The sequence below is a fragment of the Sediminicola luteus genome, assembly GCF_002514735.1.
Taxonomy (GTDB): Bacteria; Bacteroidota; Bacteroidia; order Flavobacteriales; family Flavobacteriaceae; genus HQA918.
Map to the genome: position 1 here is coordinate 66,796 of NZ_KZ300477.1, position 24,244 is coordinate 91,039.

A 24,244-nucleotide genomic window follows, 5' to 3' on the forward strand; every position below is an offset into this window, starting at 1 on the left:
TAATACACAAGCTATTATGTACGCAATTGTAGAGATAGCAGGGCAGCAATTTAAGGTTGCGAAAGACCAAAAAGTGTACGTTCACCGTTTGCAGGAAGAAGAAGGAAGCAAAGTTAGCTTTGACAATGTACTTCTTTTGGACCAAGATGGTAACGTAACCGTTGGCGCCCCGGCTATAGACGGAGCCGCAGTTGAGGCTACCGTGGTAAAGCACCTTAAAGGTGACAAGGTTATCGTTTTCAAGAAGAAAAGAAGAAAAGGATACCGCAAGAAAAATGGTCACCGCCAGTCGTTGACCGAGATTATGATCGAAGGGATTGTAGCTTCTGGCGCCAAAAAGGCCAAGAAAGCTGCCCCTAAGAAAGAAGCCGCGCCAAAAGCCGAGGCCGCACCAGCCCCAAAAGCTGAAGCTGCACCAGCTGCCGATGCCGGGGATCTTTCTTCTAAGACCGTAGCTGAATTAAAAGAAATGGCCAAAGCTGCCGGCATTAGCGGAATTTCCGCCATGAAGAAAGCCGACTTAATCGAGGCCCTAAGCAAATAATAATCGTAAAACCCAAACATCATGGCACATAAGAAAGGTGTAGGTAGTTCGAAGAACGGACGCGAATCGGAATCGAAACGCTTGGGCGTTAAAATTTTCGGTGGCCAGCCCGCCATTGCCGGTAACATTATTGTTAGGCAAAGGGGTACGCAACACAATCCTGGTGACAATGTATACGCCAGTAAAGATCATACGTTGCATGCCAAGGTCGATGGTATCGTAAAGTTCCAAAAGAAAGCCGGTGGTAAATCGTTTGTATCCATCGAGCCCTTTGAAGCTTAAGAAAATACTACCTCAATACAGTAAAAAACCTCCGATTTTCGGGGGTTTTTTGTTTTTAGAAGTAAGGCATCACTAAGTCTTTATCCTTTAATTTTTTGGGCGTTCCCTACGGGCCGCGCTCTTCGCGTTACACGGTAACTTGCTACGATCGCTAACGCAATGGAAAGGGAAAATTAGTATAACACATAACCTTATCCTAAGGTTTCCAGACCCTAGAAACTCCATAATTCCGATCATTAACCTCTTCGGCCACATAGCTTTCCTTAACTACCACGGTACTCGATATTTTATCGTGCCAGTTATCGTTCCATAGAAAAGACAGGGCATCGAAGGGAATAGCTCTAATAAAGGATCTCCTTAAAAGATTGGCTACATTATTCTTTTCCTTTCCAATCACAGTAACGTAGGTATTTGTCAAATACTTGGAAGGAGATCGGTTAAAAACACCTTCGCAAATAGCAAAAAACAATATCTTAAAGAGTATAATAGCAATGGGCAATTCCACCTCGTTCCAAGGTAACCATTTAAAAATGGACATTGTTGCCATTGGCTTGATAAGCGATGGCCACAATGGCCAAAACACCAAAACAAAACAAGCCAAACCATCCACAATGTAATGTAAGATTCTAACAGATTTTCTCAAATTATATTTGAGTAATAACCCCTTAATAAACAGGTGTTTTTGAGGCTTATGTGTCTTAAGTATTCGGTAAATCACAAAAGCCTGAAACATACTTGTCAACAAATAACCAAACATGCGTATAGTAAAAACAGGGTAATCCCTCGGTGGCGCGGAAATCTCAGATAGAATTTGATCAAAAATCAAACCCCTGAAAGGAAAAGCAGCGAGGTGGAAAATCAAAACAACGAAATAAACTGAAAAGAAGAATAAAAGTAAACCCGCTTTTTCACCATGGGTTTTCACATATCGGAATAACCCCACACCAAATAAAACTATACATACGAGATTAACAATATTAACATTTAAAACAATATTCCATAGCTCCCCATTAATTCCAATTTGACGAAAAAACCATTGATGTAGATTTGAACCAAGCTCCGGCAGTGAAAAGTAGTTCATGTTCCTACGAATCATTTGCAACGTATCTTTACCAATAAGGGTATAGGTGTTGTCTGTGAGGAATTGCATGGTACGTAAAAAGTCCAGACCTCCATTGATACTCCCAGTTATCGTAAAGAAAAGAGAAAAAACAAACGTAAACCGTACCTTATTCTTTTCAGTAATAAAAACATCATGAAAACTCATATATACTCAACGGGTGCATCACGCATTTATTTTCAATAAAAACGCTCAGCTATTAGGTTAGAACTTACCAAGTAGTCCGCAACTCCGAATTAAATTTTCAACCAAAATCAATCCCCTCGATAATTCTTATTTCACATATCAATCAAAAACCGTTTCCCAATAATCGGCCTGTTGGGCGCTAAAACACAATCGTATCTGGGCTACCGTATTTTTCTCCTCGGCCAAAGGGGGTAGTTCGTCCAGCCCGAAAAAACGGCGTTCTACCGTTTCAAGATTCGGGCGAAAATCCCCCTCTTCTTTGTCGCATAACACAAACACTTTGCAAATCCCGTAGGCATAGGGCGGACTATTATGGGCATTCCTATCTTGCACGGCAATTATTTTTTTGGGGAGGGCCAAATAACCTGATTCTTCCCTTACCTCTTTTATGGTATTTTGGGCTATCGATTCGTTTACATCTACCCATCCCCCGGGTAAGGACCATAAACCATTAGTTTCTTTGACCAATAAAATTTTCCCTTTTTCAAAAAGGGCCGCACGGGTATCGAGCTTTGGGGTCTGAAAGCCGGTTTCGTTGCAAAATACCCCTTTGACCCGCACCAACTCCCATCCCGAAACCTGGGCCATCATCTCAGCGGCTATCTCTCGAATACGCTCAAAACGCTCCAAATCAAAGGGATCTTTACTATAGGTGAGTCCGGCCTGTGCCAAAAATTGCAATTCCATGGCCATGCCATGGCCGGTATAGGTTCTTGGGGAGGTTTAGGTGTATACATATCTAAGAATTCCGCATTTGAAAATTAACGAATAATTCCGTACCCCGGCACACCCCATGGTATTCTCATTCTAATTTTACACAAGGCGTAGCTATGGGAACGATTTTGTCTAACGCCTTCCAAACACCACTTCCGAAAGACTGGGGCGATATACGGAAAACCACGGTGGCCTTATGGCTATGTTCACAGAACAACTGCTCCCCTTGTATGTGTACGGTCATCACCTTACCGGTATGGAAACCGTCGAAAAAACGCATTTTACCTACAAACCGATTGGTGTTTGGCGCGGTTTCCTTTACGAACACCAACACCGGATCGGGAAAAGTTTCCGCCCAATGGTTCGGCTTCATCAGTCCCTTAAAATAGCCTTCGAAATTACTTTCGATCTCTTGTAGTGACAAAGGCCTTTCTTGATCGATCTGCCAGGCCATGACCAAGCTCCAAAACCCAGTATCGTTGACCTTTTTCCATTGGGGATGGAACCGAAGTTCTTCAAACCCTTTTAGTTTTACATCCGGGGCCCAATCGACCGGAAAGGGAATCACTTCTTTACCCCAAGAGTCATCGGCTTCAAGAATAGCTTGCTTCGGTTGTTCTTGACCTAAGCCAACAAAACACATACAAAAAAGAAATACTACGGTTATTGTTTTTTTCATTGTAATCGATCGTAAGAGTTTTAATTTCAAAAGTATTCGCCCTTAACACCACAAAGGTAAAACATATGTAAAAAGGATGTCAAAGCAAGTAAAATACGACTTCCCGTCAAAATATATGTGTAATCCGAACCCACGAGTGCCCATTTTATAACTCCCTTCATAACATTAACATAATACCCTGCTAATAGTATAGAAAAACCGAACGGGTATATTGCCCAATTCGAAGTTTACCTATGTTACGATTCCTTTCCCTTTTATGCCTTTTGGGGTCAATGCAATTTATTGAAGCCCAGTCGACTGAACCCATTACCGCGATCGATTCTACTTTTTTACAGTTGAATAAAGACCTGCAACTGGCCCGTGAAAACGGGCAGGTGCCAGAAACCGCCTTGGCCCATTACCGTTTGGGTGCTTTTTGTCAGGAGAACGGTATTTTCCCCGAGGCCATTACCCAGTTCAATGAGGCCTTGGATTTTTTACCCATAGATCAGGAGCACAGTCTATTGGCCGAAATCTATAATGCTTTGGGCAGTATTCACCTCGAACTCAAAAACCTAGATCAGGCCCATGACTATTTCGAAAAAGCGGTAAACAACAGTAAAAATCAAGGCGACGATACGGCTTTAGCCCGATCGAAGAGCCTGTTGGGTGCCTGTCTCGAAAAAATGGGCGATTACACCCAGGCCATCGAACTTCAAAACCAAAGCCTCGCCCTATATGGCCAATTGGGCGATGATATGGGCATTTCGCAAGTTCACGACCATTTGGGCAGCATTTATGAAGACCTCAATCGTTTCGACCTATCGCTCTCACATTTTAACCAGGCCTTGGAAAACCACCCCAAACAACCCGATCGGCTATTATCGAACATTCTTAATAATCTAGGTGATGTATACCGTAAAACCGGCCAATATGACCAAGCTATGGCCTTTACCCAACGCTCTTTACAGACCGCCCAAGCCATACAGGACAAAGACGAAATAGGCAGTGCCTACAAAGACCTCTCCAAGATCGAGGCCCTACTGGGTAACTATCAAAGCGCCTTTAGCTATCTCCAAACCTTTCAAGAAAGTGATAGTGAACTACAAGATATACGTAATACCGATCAAGCAAATGCCTTGCAACGCATCTATAATACCCAGCAGCAAGAAAGCCAAATACGTTTATTGGTTCAAAAAAGCCAGATTGCCCAAGCCAGGCAAAACCTAATGCTGGGCGGTATTCTGGTTTTATTGCTTGGTGGGGTGTCCTTGTTCTTCTATACCAAAAAGAGGCGACAGCAAGATCGAAAGATACAAGCTTACGAAAAACGCATGTTAGAAGTGGAACTGGAGAAAAAAATGGCCGTAGAAGACAATCTCCAGGATCAAGTACAGTTAAAGAACTCGGCGCTTTCACGCTATAGCCTGCACTTATCACAAAAAAACAAAATCCTTTCGAGTATATCCGATACCTTAAAGAAAATGGTGACCCGTGATCAGATGGATTTACGCCCCAAATTAAAATCTTTGATCAAGGAAATCGATTTCAACCTGTCGCAGGAACACGAATGGGACGAATTCATGCATTTTTTTCAAGAGATACATCCGGCCTACACCAAACGTATTACCGATGTTGCCTTAGAACCTTTGAGTCCGGCTGAAAAAAGGCTGGGCATTTTGTTACGCCTAAACCTTTCATCTAAGGAAATCGCGGGCATACTTCGGGTTACCCCAGATAGTGTCCGGGTGGCCCGTTACCGTTTACGCAAAAAACTTCCCATAGGACAAAAGCAAGAACTCACCCAATTTTTAATGGGATTATAACCCCAAAAAAGCCGGTCTTTATCCAAGGGGTTATGCCTATGTAAACTAAACCTTTTTGTTGCCTTGTTGTTCACCTCGTTTAGCCGGTTTGTTTCCTATTTGTTGCCTTTGCGAAAACCCTTCAAACCCCTGATAAACATAGTTTTGACCTAACCGAAATCTATAACTATGTAACGACCGGAATCCGCATCAAATTTCTTTTGGTAACGCTTTTCGGAAGTTGTAAAAAACACAATCAAACAAAAACACATGAAACTGACTAGACTTTTAAAGTGCTTCTTTACACTGGCCGTAATGGCGTTGTGTACCCAAGCCGTGTCGGCACAAGAAGGAAACCTTCAGGGGACCTTGCTCGATGAAAACGGTTTAAAAATACCTTTTGGATCGGTTATGATCGAAAGTTTGCAACGCGGTGCCATCTCAGATGCCGATGGTAAATTCTTTTTATTGGGCCTCCCTGCCGGAGACCACACCCTAAAAGTGGTTTTTTTAGGATATGCCGACCAAGAGCTGCCCGTAAACATCCAGGCCGATGAGACTACCTCGGTCGTAGTACGATTAGAGCAACAGGCCGAACAATTGGAAGGTGTTATGGTATTAGGCTCGAACGGCACGGCCAAAGCCTTGAACGCACAACGCAACAAACAGAACATTACCAATATCGTTTCTACCGACCAGATCGGTAAGTATCCGGATGCCAACATCGGTGATGCCGTAAAACGTATACCCGGTATTACCATGCAGGTAGATCAAGGTGAGGCCCGGAACATAATCGTACGTGGTCTGGCTCCACAATTAAACTCGGTAACCTTAAATGGTAGCCGTATCCCATCCGCCGAAGGCGATAACCGTAATGTGCAAATGGATTTGATTCCTTCGGATATGATCCAAACCATTGAAGTAAATAAGGCCGTTACCCCAGATATGGATGCCGACGCCTTGGGGGGTTCTGTAAACCTAGTTACCCGCTCTTCGCCCCAAAACTTCCGATTGGCCGCTACGGCCGGGGGCGGTATCAACTTTATTACCGACAAAAGGATCTTGAACGCCTCTTTTTTGGTAGGCGATCGATCGGCCAATGAAAAATTCGGTTGGATGGTAAGTGCCTCTATACACGATAGCGATTTTGGCTCGCATAATGTAGAGGCCGAATGGGAAAACGAGGCCGAAGTAGAGATCGATGGTGAAGATGAAGATATCGAAGTGGCGCCATACGTAGGGGAATCCGATATACGTACCTATTTGGTACAACGTATCCGTCGCAGTTTTTCCGTGAATCTAGATTACGCCTTCGACGCCAACAATACCATTTACCTAAAAAGTATGTACAACTGGCGCGACGATCGCGAAAACCGTTTTCGTTTGCGCTACCGTAAGATCGCCCCGCTTTTTGCCGACGACAACAGTACCATAACCGGTTTTGAAGGGGAAATACGCAGACAGACCAAAGGGGGTATCGATAACAATCGAAACAAGAATACCCGTTTAGAAGACCAGCGCATGCAAAACTACAGCCTTAGCGGTGACCATTTGTTCGGCAGCCTTAAAATGGATTGGATGGCCTCGTATGCCGCTGCCTCCGAAGAGCGGTTGAACGAGCGCTATATCGAGTATGAATTGGGCGATGCCATAGGACTTAACCACAATGTAAGCAACCCGCGCTATCCGTTTATTAGTCCGGCCAATGCCTCCGACGCCTCTTTAGACAATTTCGAGCTCAAGGAAATTACCGAGGAAAACCAGTTTACCGAAGAAAAGGATTTTAACGCCTTTTTAAACTTCGAGTTACCAACCGACCTCTTCGGACAGGGCGATGGTACCGTAAAATTCGGCGGTCGCTTACGTTCTAAAAACAAAGACCGCGACAACAACTTCTACGAATTCTCGCCAACCGGGGATGAATTCGATACCATGAGTGACCAACCTTTACGCAACATCAGCGATCCCGATTTCTTGGCCGGACCACAGTACCAAGCCGGTGAGTTCGTCGATCAAAATTTCTTGGGAGGCCTTAACTTAAATGACAGCAGCCGCTTTGAAAAAGAAGACGTACCAGACGAATACGTACGCGCGAACTATGATGTATCGGAAAAGGTATACGGCGGGTATGTAATGGCCGACCAACCCTTATCTTCTCGATTGAACCTTTTGGCCGGTATCCGTTTAGAGCACACCAATCTGGAGGCCACCGGTAACGAAATTCAAGATGAAGAGGAAGTGATCGGCACCATCACCGAATCCAATTCCTATACCAACATTTTACCGAGTATACACTTAAAGTACAACCTTACCGACAAAACCATCTTGCGTTTGGCCTGGACCAACACCTTGGCCCGACCCAATTATGCCGATTTGGTACCCAGTGAGGACACTATTGAGGAAGATGAGGAAATTTTCCGTGGTAACCCCGATTTGGATGCTACTACTTCAATGAACTTCGATTTGATGGCAGAACACTACTTTAACAATGTAGGTATAATCTCCGGAGGCTTGTTTTACAAAGACATCAACGATTTCATCTATACCTATCAATCGGAAGATGCCGCTACAGGTTATGATGTTTTCCAACCCCAAAATGGCGACAAAGCCTCTGTATTCGGGGCCGAAGTATCGTTCCAGCGCCAATTGGATTTCTTACCCGGTTTTGCCAAAAACTTTAGTTTGATGCTCAACTACACCTATTTAACCTCATCCGCCGATGGTATCCGTAATGAAGACGGTGAAGAACGCACCGATTTGGATCTGCCGGGTACTTCGCCTAATATGTTCAATGGATCTTTGGCCTATGCCGGCAAAAAATTGAACTTGCGACTTTCGGTAAACTATTCCGATGCCTATTTGGATGAGATAGGTGGTAGCGCCTTTACCGACCGTTATTACGACGAGCAGTTCTTAATGGATTTCAACGCCTCATATGCGGTAAACAAAAACCTAAGCATTTATATGGACCTGAACAATATGACCAATCAGGCCCTACGCTATTACCAAGGTGATGTAAACCGCACCATGCAAATGGAATATTACGGAAGAAGGCTCACCTTCGGACTGAAATATAACCTTTTCGGTAAGCAATAATCTCATCACTATTGCCCGGAATTTTAATTAACGGGAAGCGGTCGCAGCAACCGCTTCCCAACTATTACAACCACTCGAAAATGAAAGTATTACGATATATCCCCTTATTGATCTTCGCCGCCTGTGGACCCCAATTACCCGAAGTGGCGCCCGAGGTCATCACTGAAAAGACCCTACACGATACCGACGACCCTGCCATTTGGGTAAACCCTAAGGACGCGGCACAAAGTATTGTTTTCGGCACCGATAAAGACACCAATGGGGCCATCTACGCCTTTGATCTAGATGGTAAGATTATTGAAGACAAAACGATTCGAAACGTAAAACGCCCCAACAATGTAGATTTGGAATATGGTTTCGCCCTAAACGATTCTACCCAAACCGACATTATCGTATTTACCGAACGGGAAGAAAAACGCATCCGTATGTTCTCGGTACCCGATATGCAGCCATTGGATAACGGCGGTTTCCCCGTTTTTACCGATGCCACGGGAGAAGAACAATTACCTATGGGCGTAGCTTTATACAAGAAACCCCAGACCGGCGACATCTATGCCATTGTGGGTCGTAAGACGGGGCCAACCGAAGGCTACCTATACCAATACCAATTACAGTCCGACGCTACCGGAATCTCGGCCAAACTAGTACGTAAGTTCGGTGGTTTCAGTGGTAAAAAAGAGATTGAGGCCATTGCGGTAGACAACGAAAAAGGCTTTGTGTATTACTCCGACGAAGGTCATGGCATTCGAAAATACCACGCCGATCCGGCCCAGGGCGATGCCGAGATTTCCCTGTTCGGAAGCGAATACTTTAAAAAAGATATCGAAGGAATCGCCATTGCCCGGTACGACGACGGAAGCGGCTATCTATATGTCTCAAACCAACAGCGTCATTCGTTCGTGATCTTTGACCGAAATACCAACGCCTTTTTAGACGAATTGGATCTGACCACGGTAGAAACCGATGGTTGCGATGTGGTTACGGTTCCCATGGGACCGAAATTTCCCAATGGTCTGTTCGTATCCATGTCCGATTCCCAACAATTCTACTTTCATGATCTGGCCAAGATCAAACCGGGGCTTTACCCCAAACCCGAATAAGGTCCAAATCATCCCACATATACTCCGTTAAGGCCGCAAAATGCGGCCTTTTCGATTTATAACGGCAAAGTACTCAGGCATAAACCCACAAACTGCCATATTTTGCCATTTATCACTTAAAAAACAGCAAGTTTTACAATAGAAGCTTCCTGTTATACAAGTTTCGTTCTTATATGAGACGTTGTGTAGTAGATTCGCCTCGAATTTAACGGCACAACTATGTAATGCTTTTTTCATCCTATTGACACGCAAGGTGTAACAACCTATAGAACTGTCTCCCAAAACCTTTGTCAGCAATCAGCTTGCTCAATACTACTTTACGTATTGGGGTAGCCTTGTATGGCCTAATTTTAAGAAAAAGTGCTCCATTAAGCGCCACCAAACCAAACTACCCTACCATTATGAAACGATTTCTACTATTTGTTTTTATCGGGCATCTTAGCTTTATTTCCTCGGCCCAAGTGGGCATCAGTAAAACCGGCGATGGTGCTGGAGCCAACAATACCGGTCCATACAACACCTTTGTTGGCGACTCATCTGGCTATTCCAACACTACGGGTCGCTTCAATGTGTTTTTCGGCTATAAGGCCGGTTACTCCTATTCCAACTCCAGTGGAGATCAAGTAATTATTGGGTCCGAGGCCGGTGAAACTGGGACAGGAGGTGGCGATGCGGTTATCATAGGTGCCAGAGCCGGGCAAAACAACATAGGGCTCGACAACGTATTTATAGGTACCGAGGCAGGCCAGGACAATACCTCAGGTAATGATAATGTATTTGTTGGGGAAGAAGCAGGCGAAAATAACCTTACCGGCAGTAGAAATGTATTTATTGGAGAAGATGCGGGTCATAATAATACAACAGGTTACAACAACACCTTCGTCGGCAGAACATCCGGAGCCCAAAACACTACGGGCTTTAGAAATACGGCCGTAGGAAACGATTCGGGTTACTCCTTAACTACCGGAAACAACAATACTATGATCGGGGAAAATGCCGGGTACTATGTTTCTACTGGGGAAGAAAACACTTTTTTAGGCCTAAGGGCCGGTTACCGTACCCGTTACACTTCCCAAAACACCTTTGTGGGGACAAGGGCGGGTGAATACAATAATAGTACCAATACCAATTCGGCAACAAGAGCTTCCAGAAATACCTACTTGGGGTATATGGCAGGAGAGAACAACAGGGAAGGGGCCGATAACGTGGTCATTGGCGCCAATGCCAATTTTACTGCTAATGGGGCCAACACAGGAAACCCAACCAACCAACGAAACATTCTTATTGGTTCAGGGGCACGTATTGGCACTTCCACCATTACGGGGATTAACAATGGTTTGGTCATTGGCTACAATGCTGTGATAGGCCGTAACAGCAATATGGTTGTCGGGAATTTATCAGAAGCCCGAAGCGATTACGATATGGTCATTGGGAATGATGCCCATGCCAATAGTACGGGAACCCATAAAATGGCCATAGGGTATCAAACCATGGTGGAAGGGAATCGTACCATGGCCATAGGCGCTTACGCCCGGGCTATGTTCAACAATAGTATCGCTATTGGGTATGCGGCCCAGACTACTGCAGAAAACACTATGCTATTAGGTGGGGCCAATCAACCCCTGAGCGTGGGTATTGGTACCGATGCCCCCAATACCAAAGCCTCTTTAGACTTGGCCGATGTAGACAAAGGCTTTTTGGTCAATAGGCTTACGAATGCCGAACGTACCGCCATGGAAACCGACCTAGGGGTAACGGAAGCGGGCATGTTATTGTACAATACCGACGATAGCCTATTAATGCTATGGAACGGTGCGGATTGGGAAAACATGAAAAGTGGCACCGTGGTGGTAGATACTTTTCGACTGAATAATGATATATTGGAATTGTCGCTTCAAGGTGATGGGCAAACTGCCAAAACGGTAGATTTAACCCCATATTTAGACAATACCGATGCCCAGGCCTTAGCCTTGAACGCCCATACACTTTCCATTTCTGGTAATGCGACTACCATAGACCTTTCGGCCTATGCCGACAATACCGATTCGCAGACCTTAACCTTAACCGGTGCCAACCTTAGTATAAGTGGTGGTAATACGGTAGACCTAAGTAGCCTGCAAGGCGGCGGGGGTAGCGGTACCGATGACCAAGTATTGAGTCTCAACGGCTCCCAATTGACTCTTGAAGATGGCGGAAATGTGGATTTATCTGCCTTTTTGGACAATACCGACGACCAAAGCTTGGCCTTGAACGCCCATACCCTTTCCATTTCGGGCACTACCTCAACGGTAGATCTTTCGGCCTATGCCGACAATACCGATTCACAAAACCTTACGTTAACCGGAGCTAATCTCAGTATTAGTGGTGGTAATTCGGTTGATCTAAGTAGTCTGCAAGGCAGTGGTGGCAGTGGTACCGATGACCAAGTATTAAGTCTTGTCGGAAACCAGTTGAGCTTGGAAGATGGGGGCAGTGTAGACCTATCGGTTTATTTGGATGACAGCGACGATCAAACCTTGACCCTGACCGGGGCCAACCTTAGCATCAGTGGCGGCAACAGCATTGATTTAAGCAGTTTACAGAATGGTTCGGCCACCGACGACCAAAATTTGAGCGGGGCCACACTATCCGGTCAGACCTTGAACATCGGTATCGAAAACGGGAATTCGGTTTCGGTAAATTTAAGCGGACTTACCGAAGCTTTGGTAGACCAAAACACCCAACAACAAACATTGATCGATGCCCAACAGCAAACCATAACCGAATTACAAAACCACTTGGATGCCCTATTGGCCCGCGTAACCGCCTTAGAAGCCTGTGCATGCGAAAACGACCCCGGTTCGGGCAGTGGCAAAACCCCAAACGGCCCCACCCTGTTCAAAAACAGTCCGAATCCGTTCGGACAGCAAACGGTAATTGAATTCTACGTTCCGGAGACCTCAAAAAGGGCCGAATTGGTTATCAGTCAGGTAAACGGTTCCGTGGTTTCCAAAAAGGTCATAGTACCTCAAGGCATGGGGGCAATCAACTTTAATGAACGACTGGCTACAGGTATATACATATGTACCTTGGTAGTCGACGGAAAACGAATAGACAGCTTAAAAATGGCGGTAAAAAGATAAGGGCCATGGTAAGGTCGTAAGTCTAGCATCGCAATTGTTCCATCAAAAATTAAGAGGCCGTTTTTCGTTCTGAAACACGGCCTTTTGTCGTTTTACATCTTCTTTGGGATTTAGGCTCTTCTCCAATAGGGTTTTATCTTACAAACCCTCTGTTTTTAGCCTTTTTGGGTGTTTCTTCACAACTTTTCCAACGGATTTTACAACAATTTTTTCATGATGGTTTGTCCCTCAACGTAGTTTCCCATGATTAAAAATTACAGACCCATTTATTCTGTAAGAAAAAGTTCAAACCAAATCATATGAAACACATATTGTTACCGCTGGCCCTACTTTGTTTTAGCATAGGGATCCAAGCTCAGAGTAATAATTACCATGCCGGAAATGCCGCTGGCGAATCGAATACAACTGGAGACAGGAACACCTTTATTGCCGATTCTTCAGGTTACGCGACCACTTCGGGTAGTGAGAATGTATTCTTGGGATACCGGGCAGGCAGCAAACTCAGTGACGACAGTGATTTTGTAATCATAGGCACCAACGCCGCCGCCCTTTCCGAAGATGGTTGGGACAATGTTATCATAGGAACCCGGGCCGGAATGCACAATCACGATGGTGACAATGTATTTGTGGGCACCGAAGCCGGTTACCATAACTCCGATGGTGGCGACAATACTTTTATTGGTGAACGGGCAGGTATGCGGGTAACAACCGGAGATGACAATACCTATATTGGGCATAAAGCCGGGGCTTCCGGCTATAGCATCACAAGCAGTAATCCAGCACTGGGATCTGATAATACTGCCGTAGGTAGTTCAGCTGGGTACAATTTAACATCGGGTTACCGAAATACTGCCATAGGAAATGAAGCCGGTTACGATCTAACCACGGGCTATCGAAATACTTTTGTAGGTGATTCTGCCGGAACCGATGTAGGTACAGGCCGCTATAATACCTTTATTGGCCAGGCCGCTGGTGCGGCCACCGAACATACCAGCAATAATACCTTTGTAGGATTTAGGGCGGGTTACGACAACAACCGGACCAATCAAACGACTAAGTCCAACAACAACACCTACCTAGGGTTTAAGGCCGGAGCCACCAATCGTGTTGGTTTTGACAATGTAGTTATCGGAGCCAGTGCCGATTTTTCTTCATCTGGAAATAGTGGAAACGAACGAAATGTACTTATTGGAGCCAATTCTCGCGTTGGATCAACCTATAGCGGTAGAAATGATGCTGTGGTAATAGGTTACGATGCACATACCGATTATAACCAGGCCATAACCATTGGTAGTTTAAGCCGTACCAAAAAAGATGGCGATATCAGTATCGGGTATGGGTCACAAACACAAGCCAACGACAACTATAGAACAGGTATCGGTTACCTCGCCGATATTGACGGCGCCTACAGTATCGGAATCGGGTACCAAACCAAAATAGAAAAAGAGAACGGGCTGGCCCTGGGGTCAAATACCTTGGTACAAGGTATACAAGGAATTGCTCTGGGCGCCAATGCCCAAGTTCTCGACAGCTTGGGCATAGCTCTAGGCCACTTGGCCAAGACCTCAGCCAAAAACAGTATTGCCATAGGTCAAGAGGCCGAAGCCAGCGTGGCCCATACCATGGTTTTGGGTGGGGCAGCCCACCCCCTTAGCGTTGGTGTGGGAACCAACACCCCTAACCTCAGGGCCTCGGTAGATTTGGCCGATACCGACAAAGGGTTTCTAATCAACCGTTTGACCAATGCCCAACGGGCCACCTTGGAAGCCGACCTAACCCCTACCGAGGCGGGGCTACTCGTTTATGATACCGATGACCAGGCCCTACAAGCTTGGGATGGTACCGAATGGGGAACCATTGTATCCGGGAATACTCAAATAGACACGCTCCGTATCGAAAACGACCTACTGGAAATATCCATTAAGAAGGATAATGAGCCTAAAAAAACAGTGGATTTAAGTCCGTATTTAGATAATACCGACTCCCAGTACCTTTCCTTAACCACAAACACCCTATCTATTTCTGGGAGTAGCACTACGGTAGATTTGGGGCAATACCTTGACAATACCGATAACCAAGCCTTAAGCTTTAGTGGGAACACTTTAGGTATTTCGGGCCATACGGGCACCGTAGACCTTTCCGTTTATTTAGATAATACAGATGCCCAACAATTAAGTTTGGCTGGCACCAATCTAAGCATCGCCAATGGAAATACAGTCGATCTATCGGTTTTACAAGATGGAACCGGTTCCGACGACCAACAATTACAACTGAGTGCCGACCAACTGAGCTTGGAAAACGGCGGCAGCATTGATCTTTCGGTTTACAAAGACAATACCGATACCCAACAATTAAGTCTGGCCGGTACCGATCTAAGCATAGCCAACGGAAATACGGTCGATTTATCAATCTTACAAGACGGTACCGGTACAGACGACCAACAACTACAATTAACGGCCGACCAACTGAGCTTGGAAAATGGGGGTAGCATTGACCTTTCGGTATATAAAGACAATACCGATGCCCAAACCTTAAGTCTGTCGGGTAGCCAATTGAATATTAGTGGCGGTAACAGTATAGATTTAAGCAGCCTGCAAAATGGTTTAGCTACCGACGATCAAAATTTGAGCAATGCCTCTTTATCCGACCAAACCTTAACAATCGGTATAGAAAACGGCAATTCGGTTTCGGTAGATTTAAGTAGCCTAACAGCTGCCTTAATCGCCCAAAACAACCAACAACAACAGACCATTTCGGCATTACAAAATAGCTTGAACGAGTTACTGACCCGGGTAGCCGCCTTGGAAGATTGTGCATGTTCGAACGGTTCAGGTTCAGGATCCAACAATGGTAAAAACCCAACCGAAGCCACCTTATATCAAAACATTCCCAACCCCTTCGGGCACGAAACCTTAATCAAATATTTTGTCCCCGAAAAAGCAAGAAGGGCCGAACTGATTATCAGTCAAATCAATGGTTCGGTAGTATCTAAAAAGACCTTGGTACCCGGAGGTATGGGCGAAATCAATTTTAATGAACGACTGGCCTCCGGAATCTACCTTTGTACTTTGGTAGTAGATGGCAAACGAATCGACACTAAGAAAATGGCGGTAAAAAACTAGGGGTTTAACTCCTTCAATCGAATATTCCTAAAGTCGATGGGCTGCCCTTCGGATTGCAAGGCGATAAAGCCAGCTTTCAAGGGGGTTCCATCGATTTTCATTTTGGGATCGAAACGATTGGCCACACCACCGCCAATACTCGGTTTGGTATACTCCAAAACCGTTTCTCCATTTATTTTATGGGTAATCAAGGAGTCGTTGTAAACGATTAATTCGGCTTTTACCCATTGCTCGCCATAATAGGTCTCACTGGAAGAATTGATACAATGCCGCGGGTCTTTTTTACCCTCGAAAACCACATCGGTACCCGGGGAACACATATTGCCCGTAGGCCTAGGCTTGCCCGGTTCTATTCCCGCCAAAAACTGCATCTCTACCGAAATGGGCCAATCTTGCTCCTTGGGCATGGTACGCGGGTCTTGGGAATGGAACATGAGTCCGCTGTTAAGCAACGTATAGCTAGGTGCGGTAGACTCCCATTCACCCACAAAGCGATATTCGAGTTCCAAATGGTAATTGGCATAAGGCGTATCGTAGTACAAATGCCCATAGCGTTGGTTAAAATCGCCCTCGTATTTATCGTAGCGTACTTGGATCACACCATCTTCTACCCTAAAAGTATCACCAAAATTATCACCGGTTTCATAATGGTGGATTTTAACCGTCCAGTTGTCCAGGTTTTTTCCGTTGAAGAGGTCGATCCAGCCATCGGAAGAAGGTTTATGGCTTCCGCAGCTTAACAGGCCCAACAAACAAACTAAGCTAAAGTACTTACGCATTTTAAAAAAGGTTTGGTTCTTTTCAAAGATGCGCTAAATCTGGGAGGGGGCAAAATGGACCCCACCCAATACCTTTTCAAATAGCTCCATTAATATGAAAATACGGTGTTGTATTGTTTTGGGCGGGGCGGGCGGGTGGGCGCCCAAAACAAAAGCCCCCGGAAAAATCCGAGGGCCCAATCTATTTCCTATGTTCTTTTCTCTTTCGTCTTAGTAACGATAATACTCCGGTTTAAATGGCCCTTGTACGGTTACACCGATATATTCGGCCTGGTCTTCGCGCAATTCGGTAAGCTCTACCCCTATTTTGGCCAAATGCAGTTTAGCTACCTTTTCATCTAAATGTTTTGGTAACATATACACCTCATTGTTATAGGCCTCCCTATTGGTCCACAGCTCGATCTGGGCCAAAGTTTGGTTGGTAAATGAATTACTCATTACAAAACTAGGGTGGCCCGTGGCACAACCTAGGTTTACCAAACGACCTTCGGCCAAGATAATGATGTCTTTACCATTTACGGTATACTTATCTACTTGGGGCTTGATCTCTACTTTGCTATCGCCATGGTTACCGTTTAACCATGCCATATCGATCTCGTTGTCAAAATGCCCGATATTACAAACAATGGTCTTGTCCTTCATGGCCTCGAAATGTTCGCCACGAACGATATCCTTGTTTCCGGTGGTGGTGATTACCACATCGGCCTTGTCTACCACGCTCTCCAAACGTTTTACCTCAAATCCGTCCATAGCAGCCTGTAGGGCACAGATGGGATCGATCTCGGTAATGGTTACTATAGATCCGGCTCCGCGGAACGAAGCGGCCGTACCTTTACCCACATCGCCATAACCACAGACCACGACACGTTTACCGGCCAACATGACATCGGTGGCCCTACGAATGGCGTCTACGGCACTTTCGCGACAACCGTACTTATTGTCGAATTTAGACTTGGTCACCGAATCGTTTACATTAATGGCAGGCATGGGCAGGGTACCGTTTTTCATACGCTCGTACAAACGGTGTACCCCGGTGGTGGTCTCTTCACTTAACCCATTGATTCCGGCGGCCAATTCTGGGTATTGGTCCAACACCATATTGGTAAGATCGCCCCCATCGTCCAAGATCAGGTTCAAAGGTTTACGATCCTCGCCAAAGAAAAGGGTCTGTTCTATACACCAATCGAATTCTTCTTCGGTCATCCCCTTCCAAGCATAAACCGGAATTCCGGCAGCGGCAATGGCGGCAGCGGCCTGGTCTTGGGTCGAAAATATATTACAGCTACTCCAGGTAACCTCGGCACCTAGGGCCACCAAGGTCTCGATCAATACCGCGGTCTGTATGGTCATATGCAAACAACCGGCAATACGGGCACCTTTTAGGGGCTGGCTATCTTTGTATTCTTCACGTAGGCTCATAAGTCCGGGCATTTCGGCCTCGGCCAAGGTAATTTCCTTTCGGCCCCATTCGGCCAAACTGATATCCTTCACTTTATACGGAACGTAGTCTACTGCTTTCGTGCTCATTTCTGTATCTTTGTATAGTTATCCAAAACCTTTGTCGGCCTTGGGGCTGCAAAGTTACTAATTCATTGTGTATTATGGGGCTCTATCGAACGATTGACATTGCCGACGGGATTCGGGCCTATATCTGGAAGATCGAGGAAAGCGAGGCCGATTTGGCCCAGGGTATTACGCTCACCCCCCATTGTCAGACCCGATACGAGGGTATGTTATCTGAAGTACATCGCAAAGGCTTTCTAAGTATACGGCACTTATTTGCCAAAGCAGGTTATACCGATACCGATGTTTTTTATGACGATTTTGGGAAACCCCATCTTAAAGACGGTCGTTTTATTAGTATTACCCACGCCTTGAATTATACCGGGATCATCGTAAGCGATACCGTTGAAGTAGGTATAGACATCGAGCGCCAGCGCGAAAAGATTTTAAAGATCGCCCATAAGTTCACCCCCATAAAAGAGTACCGAACCTTGGCCAATTCCGATGCCTTGATCCGGAAACTTACCATGGTTTGGGGTATAAAAGAATCGTTGTATAAAATATGTGGCATTAAAGGGTTAAGCTTTTTAAAGCATATGAACGTACATGATTTTTCTTTGTCCAAAGACAACGAAAGCACGGCCGTGGTGAGGCATCAGGGCGAAGAATACGATTTTCAGGTACATTTTTTTGAATTCGATGGCTATACTTGTGCCTATGCACTAAAGGAAGCCGGTTGATCTATATTTAATCCCCCTATGAACATATCCGTGGAACTCACCTTGAGTCCGTTGCAAGACGACTTTGAACCGCCAATCATCCATTTTATCAAAAAGCTACGCGAATCGGGGCTAACCGTACTCGAAAATCCCTTGGCTACCCAGGTTTATGGCGATTATGATCAGGTTATGACCCTGTTACAGACCGAAATCAAGGAAGCCTTTGAACTTATGGACAAAGGACTTTTATATATGAAAATCGTTAAATCGGATCGCAGCGACTATGCCCCACATTTTTGATTGGATTTTTTCGCAGTACAACGACACGCCGACCCATTTGATCGTATTGGAAATGATCGGGGTACTCTTTGGTTTTTTAAGTGTCTGGTTCTCTAAAAAGGAAAACATATTGGTGTACCCCACCGGTATTATCAGCACTTCTATTTTTGTATATATCTTATTGGTATACGGCCTTTTGGGCGATATGATGATCAATGCCTATTATTTTAGCATGAGCATTTATGGTTGGTACGTTTGGACCCGTAAGGTAGACGACACTCACTTTATACCCATAACCAAGACCACCCCCAAAGAAAAAAAATGGTCAGTGCTGCTATTCGTAGCTACCATTATCTTGGTATGCGGGGTGTATATCGCCTTTGACAAATTCGATAGCTGGACCGCCTATACCGATGTGGTTACCACGGCCATCTTTTTTGTTGGCATGTGGTTAATGGCCAAAAAGAAACTTGAAAACTGGACCTATTGGATCATTGGTGATATTATCTCCGTTCCGTTGTATTTTTACAAGGGATTGATCTTTACGGGATTCCAATACTTTTTTTTCACCATAATCGCCATTTACGGCTATAAAGCATGGAAGAAAAATTTAAACAAGAGCCCTCAGACCTTATTAAAGTAGTGCTGTTCGGGCCAGAATCGACGGGTAAGACCACACTTTCCGAGCAATTGGCCCGGCATTACAATTCGGTTTGGGTACCGGAATATGCCCGGGAGTACCTACAAGACAAATGGAACAACGAACGCCAAACCTGTCAGCCCGAAGATCTTTTACCCATTGCCGAAGGCCAGATACGCTTAGAGAACGAATTGGCCAAAAAAGCCACCGATGTCCTGATCTGTGATACCGACCTCTTGGAGACCAAAGTCTACTCGGAAGCTTATTATTTAGGGCACTGCGATCCCTTGTTGGAAAAGTATGCCTTGGCCAACAGCTATGATCTTTATTTTTTGACCTATATAGATGTGCCCTGGGAAAAAGACGACCTACGCGACAAGCCCAATGAACGTGAACGAATGTTTGCGTATTTCAAAGACACTTTAGACAAATACGGCAAAGAATACGTTTTTTTGAAAGGCGATAAAAAAACACGCCTACAAACCGCAGTAGAACATATTGACCAATTACTCCAAAATCCATGAACCTGACCCCCGACCAACTTCAGCAGCTGAAACAGAAAGGTATTTCCCAAGAAAAGGTACAACAACAGATCGATACCTTTACCAAAGGCATACCCTTTGTTAATTTAAAAGCCGCAGCTACGGTCGGCGAAGGTATCCTTAGGTTCACGGAAAACGAAGAGCAGGATTTGGTCCATTTTTTCGACACGGAGGCCCAAAACAAAGCCTTGTTAAAGTTCGTACCCGCCTCTGGGGCCGCATCACGTATGTTCAAGGCCTGTTTTAATTTCTTGGAGGCCTTCGACCCAGAACAAGAAAACTTGGAGGCCTATCTCGATCGAAGCGGGGATACGGCCATGAAAGCCTTTTTCGACGGATGGGAACGATTTCCGTTTTACGGAACCATTCAAGATAAATTGGCTGCTAAAAACTTGAGCCCAGATCAAAACGCCCAGGCCTTCGTTGCTGAAATGTTATTAGAAAATGGTTTGGACTTTGGCCAACTTCCAAAAGGGCTATTACCCTTTCATCAGTATAAGACCGAATCGGTAACCCCTTTTGAAGAACACCTAAAGGAAGCGGTGCATTATAGTGCCTCAAAAGGACAGGCGTCTGTGCATTTTACGATCTCGCCCCAGCATCAAAGTGGATTTGAGGCCGAAGAGCGATCAGCCTCAAAAAAGATTGGGGAACAAACGAATACGAAATTTCAAATCGGGTACTCTTTTCAAAAACCGTCCACCGATACCTTAGCGGTGAATATGGACAATACCCCATTTCAAAATCCTGATGGCAGCTTGTTGTTCCGCCCGGGAGGGCATGGTGCCTTGATCGAGAACTTGAACGAACAAGATGCCGATATCGTTTTTATCAAAAACATTGACAACGTAATGGTAGACGGGAAGTCGGATGCCATGGCACGTTCAAAAAAAATACTGGCCGCACACCTCCTTCTGCTACAACAAAAGGCATTCGATTATGCTACCCTGTTGGAAAAGGGCGAAAATGCAGATCTTGAAACCCTTATCCGGTTTATTACTGATGAACTCAACGTTTGCCTGCCCGATGGCTTTAAGGTTTGGGGAAAAAGCAACCAACTCGAATTCATTGGCAAAATGCTCAACCGCCCTATTCGGGTGTGCGGCATGGTTAAAAATGAAGGGGAGCCCGGTGGTGGACCCTTTTGGATCGAAAAGGAAAACGGACAAGTATCTTTGCAGATCATAGAATCTGCACAAATCGATAGTTCCAATGCCGGTCAGTATGCCATCTTGCAAAATGCCACCCATTTTAACCCGGTAGATCTGGTCTGTGGTATTCGTAACCACAAAGGCGAAAAATACGACCTGATGCAGTTTGTAGACCACGAACAAGGTTTTATTACCGAAAAGACCAAAGCCGGAAAATCGTTAAAAGCCCTGGAATTACCCGGGTTATGGAATGGTGCCATGGCCTTTTGGAACACCATTTTCGTAGAAGTACCCCTACTGACCTTTAATCCGGTCAAGACGGTTAACGACCTATTAAAACCGGCACACCAGGCCGATTAAACCCACTGTAATACAACAAAATAACCCTTATGCCGCCCCGATTCAAAGGATTGGGGTGTGTTTTTTTGGACTTTTTTCTTGCAGAAAAACAAAAGTGCATCGTACTTTTGCGCCATCTCAAAGGGGTGCTCCTTAGTAATTCCGTTACAAAAGGGCTGAGATTATACCCATTGAACCTGGGCGGGTAATGCCGCCAAGGGAGGCGAAAATCGCCATTAGGTATTTTTACAAGGGCTGACGAAATCTATCGTTTCAAGCCTAAAATCAAGTTTAACCAGAATAATAGCCCCTTTTATTCGTAATATTATTTACGGATGAAATCTATTTTCACAACCATGGCTATGTGCGGCCTAGTGTTTTCACTGAATGCACAAATCCAGGAAAGGGACACTACCCAACAAAAACAAATCGAACTCGACGAGGTTTCCGTTTCGGCCCTTAGGGTAAACAAAATTACACCGGTTACTTTTTCCAATGTAGAGGCTGAAGAACTCGAATCGCGCAATTTAGGTCAGGATATCCCAATTCTTTTAAACTACCTACCCTCAGTGGTTACTACCTCCGATGCCGGAGCGGGTATTGGGTACACCGGAATCCGTGTGCGTGGGTCCGACGCTACCCGGGTAAATGTTACGGTTAACGGCATACCCTACAACGACCCGGAATCCCAAGGTACTTTTTGGGTAAACATGCCCGATTTTGCCTCTTCAACCGAAAGTTTTCAATTACAACGTGGGGTAGGTACCTCTACGAACGGGGCCGGCGCTTTTGGTGCCAGTTTGAACTTACTGACCGATGCCGTATCCGACGAAGCCTATGCCAGTATTTCGAGTTCTATTGGTAGTTTCGGTACTTTTAGGAACAACATTAAGTTCAGTACCGGATTATTGAGCGACCACATCGAAATATCTGGTCGTTTATCCAAAATCAATTCCGACGGATACATCGACAGGGCCACGGCCGATCTTACTTCTTATTTTCTGCAAACCGCCTATAAAGATGAGAACACCTTGATCAAGGCACTATTGTTTGGCGGACACGAAATTACCTACCAATCTTGGAATGGAGTTAGCCAGGCCGAAATCGATGAATTCGGTCGTACCCATAATAATGCCGGTGCCTATACTGATACTGACGGAAATGCCCAATTCTACGATAAAGAAGAAGACAACTATAGACAAAATCACTTCCAACTACACTGGAACCAGCAGTTATCGGATTACTGGAAAACCCAATTGGCCGTACATTATACGCGTGGCCGAGGTTATTTTGAGCAGTATAAAGAAAATCAAGGTTTTGCGGGCTACAACTTGGCCCCGATTACCCTGGGTGGTGAAACCATAGATGAAACCGATTTGATCCGTAGAAGATGGCTCGACAACCATTTTTATGGTACTACTTTTTCGGCCCAATATGAAAAAGACGGCCTGTCTTTCGTCGCCGGAGGTGCTTTTAACACCTACGATGGCGGGCATTTTGGCGAAATCATTTGGGCGCGCTATGCCTCGGGCTCCGAGATCAGGGACCGCTATTACGACAACGACTCCGACAAGACCGATTTTAACGTGTACACCAAGGCCAATTATAGGCTGAACCAAAAATGGAGCCTTTTTGGCGATTTGCAATACCGACGCGTCGGTTACAAAGCCAATGGCGCCGAGACCGGAAATGTAGACGACACCTTTAATTTCTTCAATCCCAAGGCAGGGGTCAGCTATATTCTCAACGATGAAGACACCTTCTACTTTTCCTATGCCCGTGCCAATCGCGAGCCCAACCGTAACGATTACGAAAGTGGCAACCCCAAACCCGAAAAACTGAACGATTTTGAATTGGGATATAGGCACAACAGCCAAAACCTACGTATGAATGCCAACTTCTACTATATGGGCTACACCGACCAATTGGTACTCACTGGCGAATTGAACGATGTTGGCGCCCCTCTTCGTGAGAACGTGGGTAAAAGCTATAGGACCGGTATAGAATTGGATGTGCAATGGCAGTTGACGGACAAATGGCTTTGGGCCCCGAACCTGGCCTTGAGTAGTAACAAAAATCAAGACTACGTAATTGATCGTGACGATAATCTACAAGAATTGGGTAATACCAATATCGCCCTTTCCCCACAGATCATCGCCGGAAACTTGATCCAATACAGTCCGATTGAGAATCTACAGTTGGGTCTTTTGACCAAATATGTTGGGGAACAATACCTTAGCAATACAGATACCGACGCTTCAAAATTGGATGCCTATTTGGTAAACGATTTAAACCTGACCTATACCCTAAGGCCTTCTAAGATTTTTAAGGAAATCACCTTTTCAGGTTTGGTAAACAATCTTCTGGATGAAAAATACATTTCGAATGGATATACCTATCTGAATACTTGGAGCAATCCGGGGAATTCATTCGAGGTACAAGGCTACTATCCCCAGGCCGGAATCAATTTCCTATTGGGCGCCACCTTTCATTTTTAGGGAACCACCTAAAAACAAACCGGGCCATCCTTAGCAGCAGGGGGC

General features: G+C 45.2%; 18 protein-coding genes. 13 read left to right on the forward strand and 5 right to left on the reverse strand.

Features of this window, described 5'->3' with window-relative positions:
* The first annotated feature begins 16 nt into the window (after positions 1-16).
* Both rplU and rpmA read left to right on the forward strand, forming a co-directional pair.
* On the forward strand, positions 17-544 hold the full coding sequence (rplU, locus tag B7P33_RS04805; protein ID WP_097440842.1) for a 50S ribosomal protein L21: 528 nt from the start codon (positions 17-19) through the stop codon (positions 542-544).
* Positions 545-565: 21 nt separating this feature from the next.
* The gene (rpmA, locus tag B7P33_RS04810) at positions 566-826 is read left to right on the forward strand and encodes a 50S ribosomal protein L27 (RefSeq protein ID WP_097440843.1); all 261 of its coding nucleotides are present in this window, start codon (positions 566-568) and stop codon (positions 824-826) included.
* 196 nt (positions 827-1,022) lie between these two features.
* Here the strand turns inward: rpmA and B7P33_RS04815 are convergent, their stop codons facing one another.
* From B7P33_RS04815 to B7P33_RS04825, 3 genes are all read right to left on the reverse strand, one after another.
* The gene (locus B7P33_RS04815; protein WP_097440844.1) at positions 1,023-2,093 is read right to left on the reverse strand and encodes an RDD family protein; all 1,071 of its coding nucleotides are present in this window, start codon (positions 2,091-2,093) and stop codon (positions 1,023-1,025) included.
* Between the two features lie 138 nt (positions 2,094-2,231).
* Positions 2,232-2,825 carry an NUDIX hydrolase N-terminal domain-containing protein gene (locus B7P33_RS04820; RefSeq protein ID WP_097440845.1) on the reverse strand — a complete coding sequence of 198 codons (594 nt, stop codon included), beginning with the start codon at positions 2,823-2,825 and terminating at the stop codon, positions 2,232-2,234.
* 109 nt (positions 2,826-2,934) lie between these two features.
* Positions 2,935-3,525, reverse strand: a complete 591-nt coding sequence (locus tag B7P33_RS04825) for a hypothetical protein (RefSeq protein ID WP_097440846.1) — start codon at positions 3,523-3,525, stop codon at positions 2,935-2,937.
* A 233-nt stretch (positions 3,526-3,758) separates the two neighbouring features.
* On the opposite strand from B7P33_RS04825, the gene B7P33_RS04830 reads away from it, so the two are divergent.
* The 5 genes from B7P33_RS04830 (at position 3,759) to B7P33_RS04850 (ending at position 15,749) form a co-directional block, all read left to right on the forward strand.
* A complete protein-coding gene (locus B7P33_RS04830; RefSeq protein ID WP_097440847.1) occupies positions 3,759-5,330 on the forward strand; it encodes a tetratricopeptide repeat protein in 1,572 nt (523 codons plus the stop codon).
* A 249-nt stretch (positions 5,331-5,579) separates the two neighbouring features.
* Entirely contained in the window at positions 5,580-8,405 is a 2,826-nt protein-coding gene (locus B7P33_RS04835; RefSeq protein WP_172435858.1) for a TonB-dependent receptor, read from the forward strand.
* A gap of 80 nt (positions 8,406-8,485) precedes the next feature.
* Entirely contained in the window at positions 8,486-9,505 is a 1,020-nt protein-coding gene (locus B7P33_RS04840; protein ID WP_097440849.1) for a phytase, read from the forward strand.
* Between the two features lie 287 nt (positions 9,506-9,792).
* Positions 9,793-12,627: a beta strand repeat-containing protein gene (locus B7P33_RS04845; RefSeq protein ID WP_172435859.1), complete on the forward strand. Its 2,835-nt coding sequence runs from the start codon at positions 9,793-9,795 to the stop codon at positions 12,625-12,627.
* A gap of 299 nt (positions 12,628-12,926) precedes the next feature.
* Complete coding sequence (locus B7P33_RS04850) at positions 12,927-15,749, forward strand: hypothetical protein (protein WP_097440851.1); 2,823 nt, start codon at positions 12,927-12,929, stop codon at positions 15,747-15,749.
* Here B7P33_RS04850 and B7P33_RS04855 read toward each other — a convergent pair.
* Positions 15,746-16,528 carry a 3-keto-disaccharide hydrolase gene (locus B7P33_RS04855; protein WP_097440852.1) on the reverse strand — a complete coding sequence of 261 codons (783 nt, stop codon included), beginning with the start codon at positions 16,526-16,528 and terminating at the stop codon, positions 15,746-15,748. The genes B7P33_RS04850 and B7P33_RS04855 overlap by 4 nt on opposite strands.
* A 210-nt stretch (positions 16,529-16,738) precedes the next feature.
* Positions 16,739-18,055, reverse strand: coding sequence for an adenosylhomocysteinase (gene ahcY / locus B7P33_RS04860; RefSeq protein ID WP_097440853.1), 1,317 nt, complete (start codon positions 18,053-18,055; stop codon positions 16,739-16,741).
* A 74-nt stretch (positions 18,056-18,129) separates the two neighbouring features.
* Here ahcY and B7P33_RS04865 point away from each other — a divergent pair, with 74 nt between their 5' ends.
* The 6 genes from B7P33_RS04865 (at position 18,130) to B7P33_RS04890 (ending at position 24,199) form a co-directional block, all read left to right on the forward strand.
* A complete protein-coding gene (locus B7P33_RS04865; RefSeq protein ID WP_097440854.1) occupies positions 18,130-18,771 on the forward strand; it encodes a 4'-phosphopantetheinyl transferase family protein in 642 nt (213 codons plus the stop codon).
* A gap of 18 nt (positions 18,772-18,789) precedes the next feature.
* Positions 18,790-19,050, forward strand: coding sequence for a YkoF family thiamine-binding protein (locus B7P33_RS04870; RefSeq protein ID WP_097440855.1), 261 nt, complete (start codon positions 18,790-18,792; stop codon positions 19,048-19,050).
* Positions 19,034-19,672 (forward strand): nicotinamide riboside transporter PnuC, encoded by a 639-nt coding sequence (gene pnuC / locus B7P33_RS04875; protein WP_097440856.1) that lies wholly within the window; start codon positions 19,034-19,036, stop codon positions 19,670-19,672. The genes B7P33_RS04870 and pnuC overlap by 17 nt, the downstream gene beginning before the upstream one ends.
* Entirely contained in the window at positions 19,627-20,193 is a 567-nt protein-coding gene (locus B7P33_RS04880; RefSeq protein ID WP_097440857.1) for an AAA family ATPase, read from the forward strand. The genes pnuC and B7P33_RS04880 overlap by 46 nt, the downstream gene beginning before the upstream one ends.
* Positions 20,190-21,722 carry a DUF4301 family protein gene (locus tag B7P33_RS04885; RefSeq protein WP_097440858.1) on the forward strand — a complete coding sequence of 511 codons (1,533 nt, stop codon included), beginning with the start codon at positions 20,190-20,192 and terminating at the stop codon, positions 21,720-21,722. Before B7P33_RS04880 ends, B7P33_RS04885 begins: the two co-directional genes overlap by 4 nt.
* Positions 21,723-22,036: 314 nt before the next feature.
* Positions 22,037-24,199, forward strand: a complete 2,163-nt coding sequence (locus B7P33_RS04890) for a TonB-dependent receptor (protein ID WP_097440859.1) — start codon at positions 22,037-22,039, stop codon at positions 24,197-24,199.
* Positions 24,200-24,244: the final 45 nt, after the last annotated feature.

What these genes read in the sequence shown, in the direction of transcription:
- pnuC (WP_097440856.1), top strand. Translation starts at nt 19,034, where the DNA reads ATGCCCCACATTTTTGATTGGATTTTTTCGCAGTACAACGACACGCCG.
- ahcY (WP_097440853.1), bottom strand. Translation starts at nt 18,055, where the DNA reads ATGAGCACGAAAGCAGTAGACTACGTTCCGTATAAAGTGAAGGATATC.
- rplU (WP_097440842.1), top strand. Translation starts at nt 17, where the DNA reads ATGTACGCAATTGTAGAGATAGCAGGGCAGCAATTTAAGGTTGCGAAA.
- B7P33_RS04830 (WP_097440847.1), top strand. Translation starts at nt 3,759, where the DNA reads ATGTTACGATTCCTTTCCCTTTTATGCCTTTTGGGGTCAATGCAATTT.
- B7P33_RS04870 (WP_097440855.1), top strand. Translation starts at nt 18,790, where the DNA reads ATGAACATATCCGTGGAACTCACCTTGAGTCCGTTGCAAGACGACTTT.
- B7P33_RS04840 (WP_097440849.1), top strand. Translation starts at nt 8,486, where the DNA reads ATGAAAGTATTACGATATATCCCCTTATTGATCTTCGCCGCCTGTGGA.
- B7P33_RS04885 (WP_097440858.1), top strand. Translation starts at nt 20,190, where the DNA reads ATGAACCTGACCCCCGACCAACTTCAGCAGCTGAAACAGAAAGGTATT.
- B7P33_RS04820 (WP_097440845.1), bottom strand. Translation starts at nt 2,825, where the DNA reads ATGGCCATGGAATTGCAATTTTTGGCACAGGCCGGACTCACCTATAGT.
- B7P33_RS04865 (WP_097440854.1), top strand. Translation starts at nt 18,130, where the DNA reads ATGGGGCTCTATCGAACGATTGACATTGCCGACGGGATTCGGGCCTAT.
- B7P33_RS04815 (WP_097440844.1), bottom strand. Translation starts at nt 2,093, where the DNA reads ATGAGTTTTCATGATGTTTTTATTACTGAAAAGAATAAGGTACGGTTT.
- B7P33_RS04855 (WP_097440852.1), bottom strand. Translation starts at nt 16,528, where the DNA reads ATGCGTAAGTACTTTAGCTTAGTTTGTTTGTTGGGCCTGTTAAGCTGC.
- B7P33_RS04890 (WP_097440859.1), top strand. Translation starts at nt 22,037, where the DNA reads ATGAAATCTATTTTCACAACCATGGCTATGTGCGGCCTAGTGTTTTCA.
- B7P33_RS04880 (WP_097440857.1), top strand. Translation starts at nt 19,627, where the DNA reads ATGGAAGAAAAATTTAAACAAGAGCCCTCAGACCTTATTAAAGTAGTG.
- B7P33_RS04850 (WP_097440851.1), top strand. Translation starts at nt 12,927, where the DNA reads ATGAAACACATATTGTTACCGCTGGCCCTACTTTGTTTTAGCATAGGG.
- rpmA (WP_097440843.1), top strand. Translation starts at nt 566, where the DNA reads ATGGCACATAAGAAAGGTGTAGGTAGTTCGAAGAACGGACGCGAATCG.
- B7P33_RS04825 (WP_097440846.1), bottom strand. Translation starts at nt 3,525, where the DNA reads ATGAAAAAAACAATAACCGTAGTATTTCTTTTTTGTATGTGTTTTGTT.
- B7P33_RS04835 (WP_172435858.1), top strand. Translation starts at nt 5,580, where the DNA reads ATGAAACTGACTAGACTTTTAAAGTGCTTCTTTACACTGGCCGTAATG.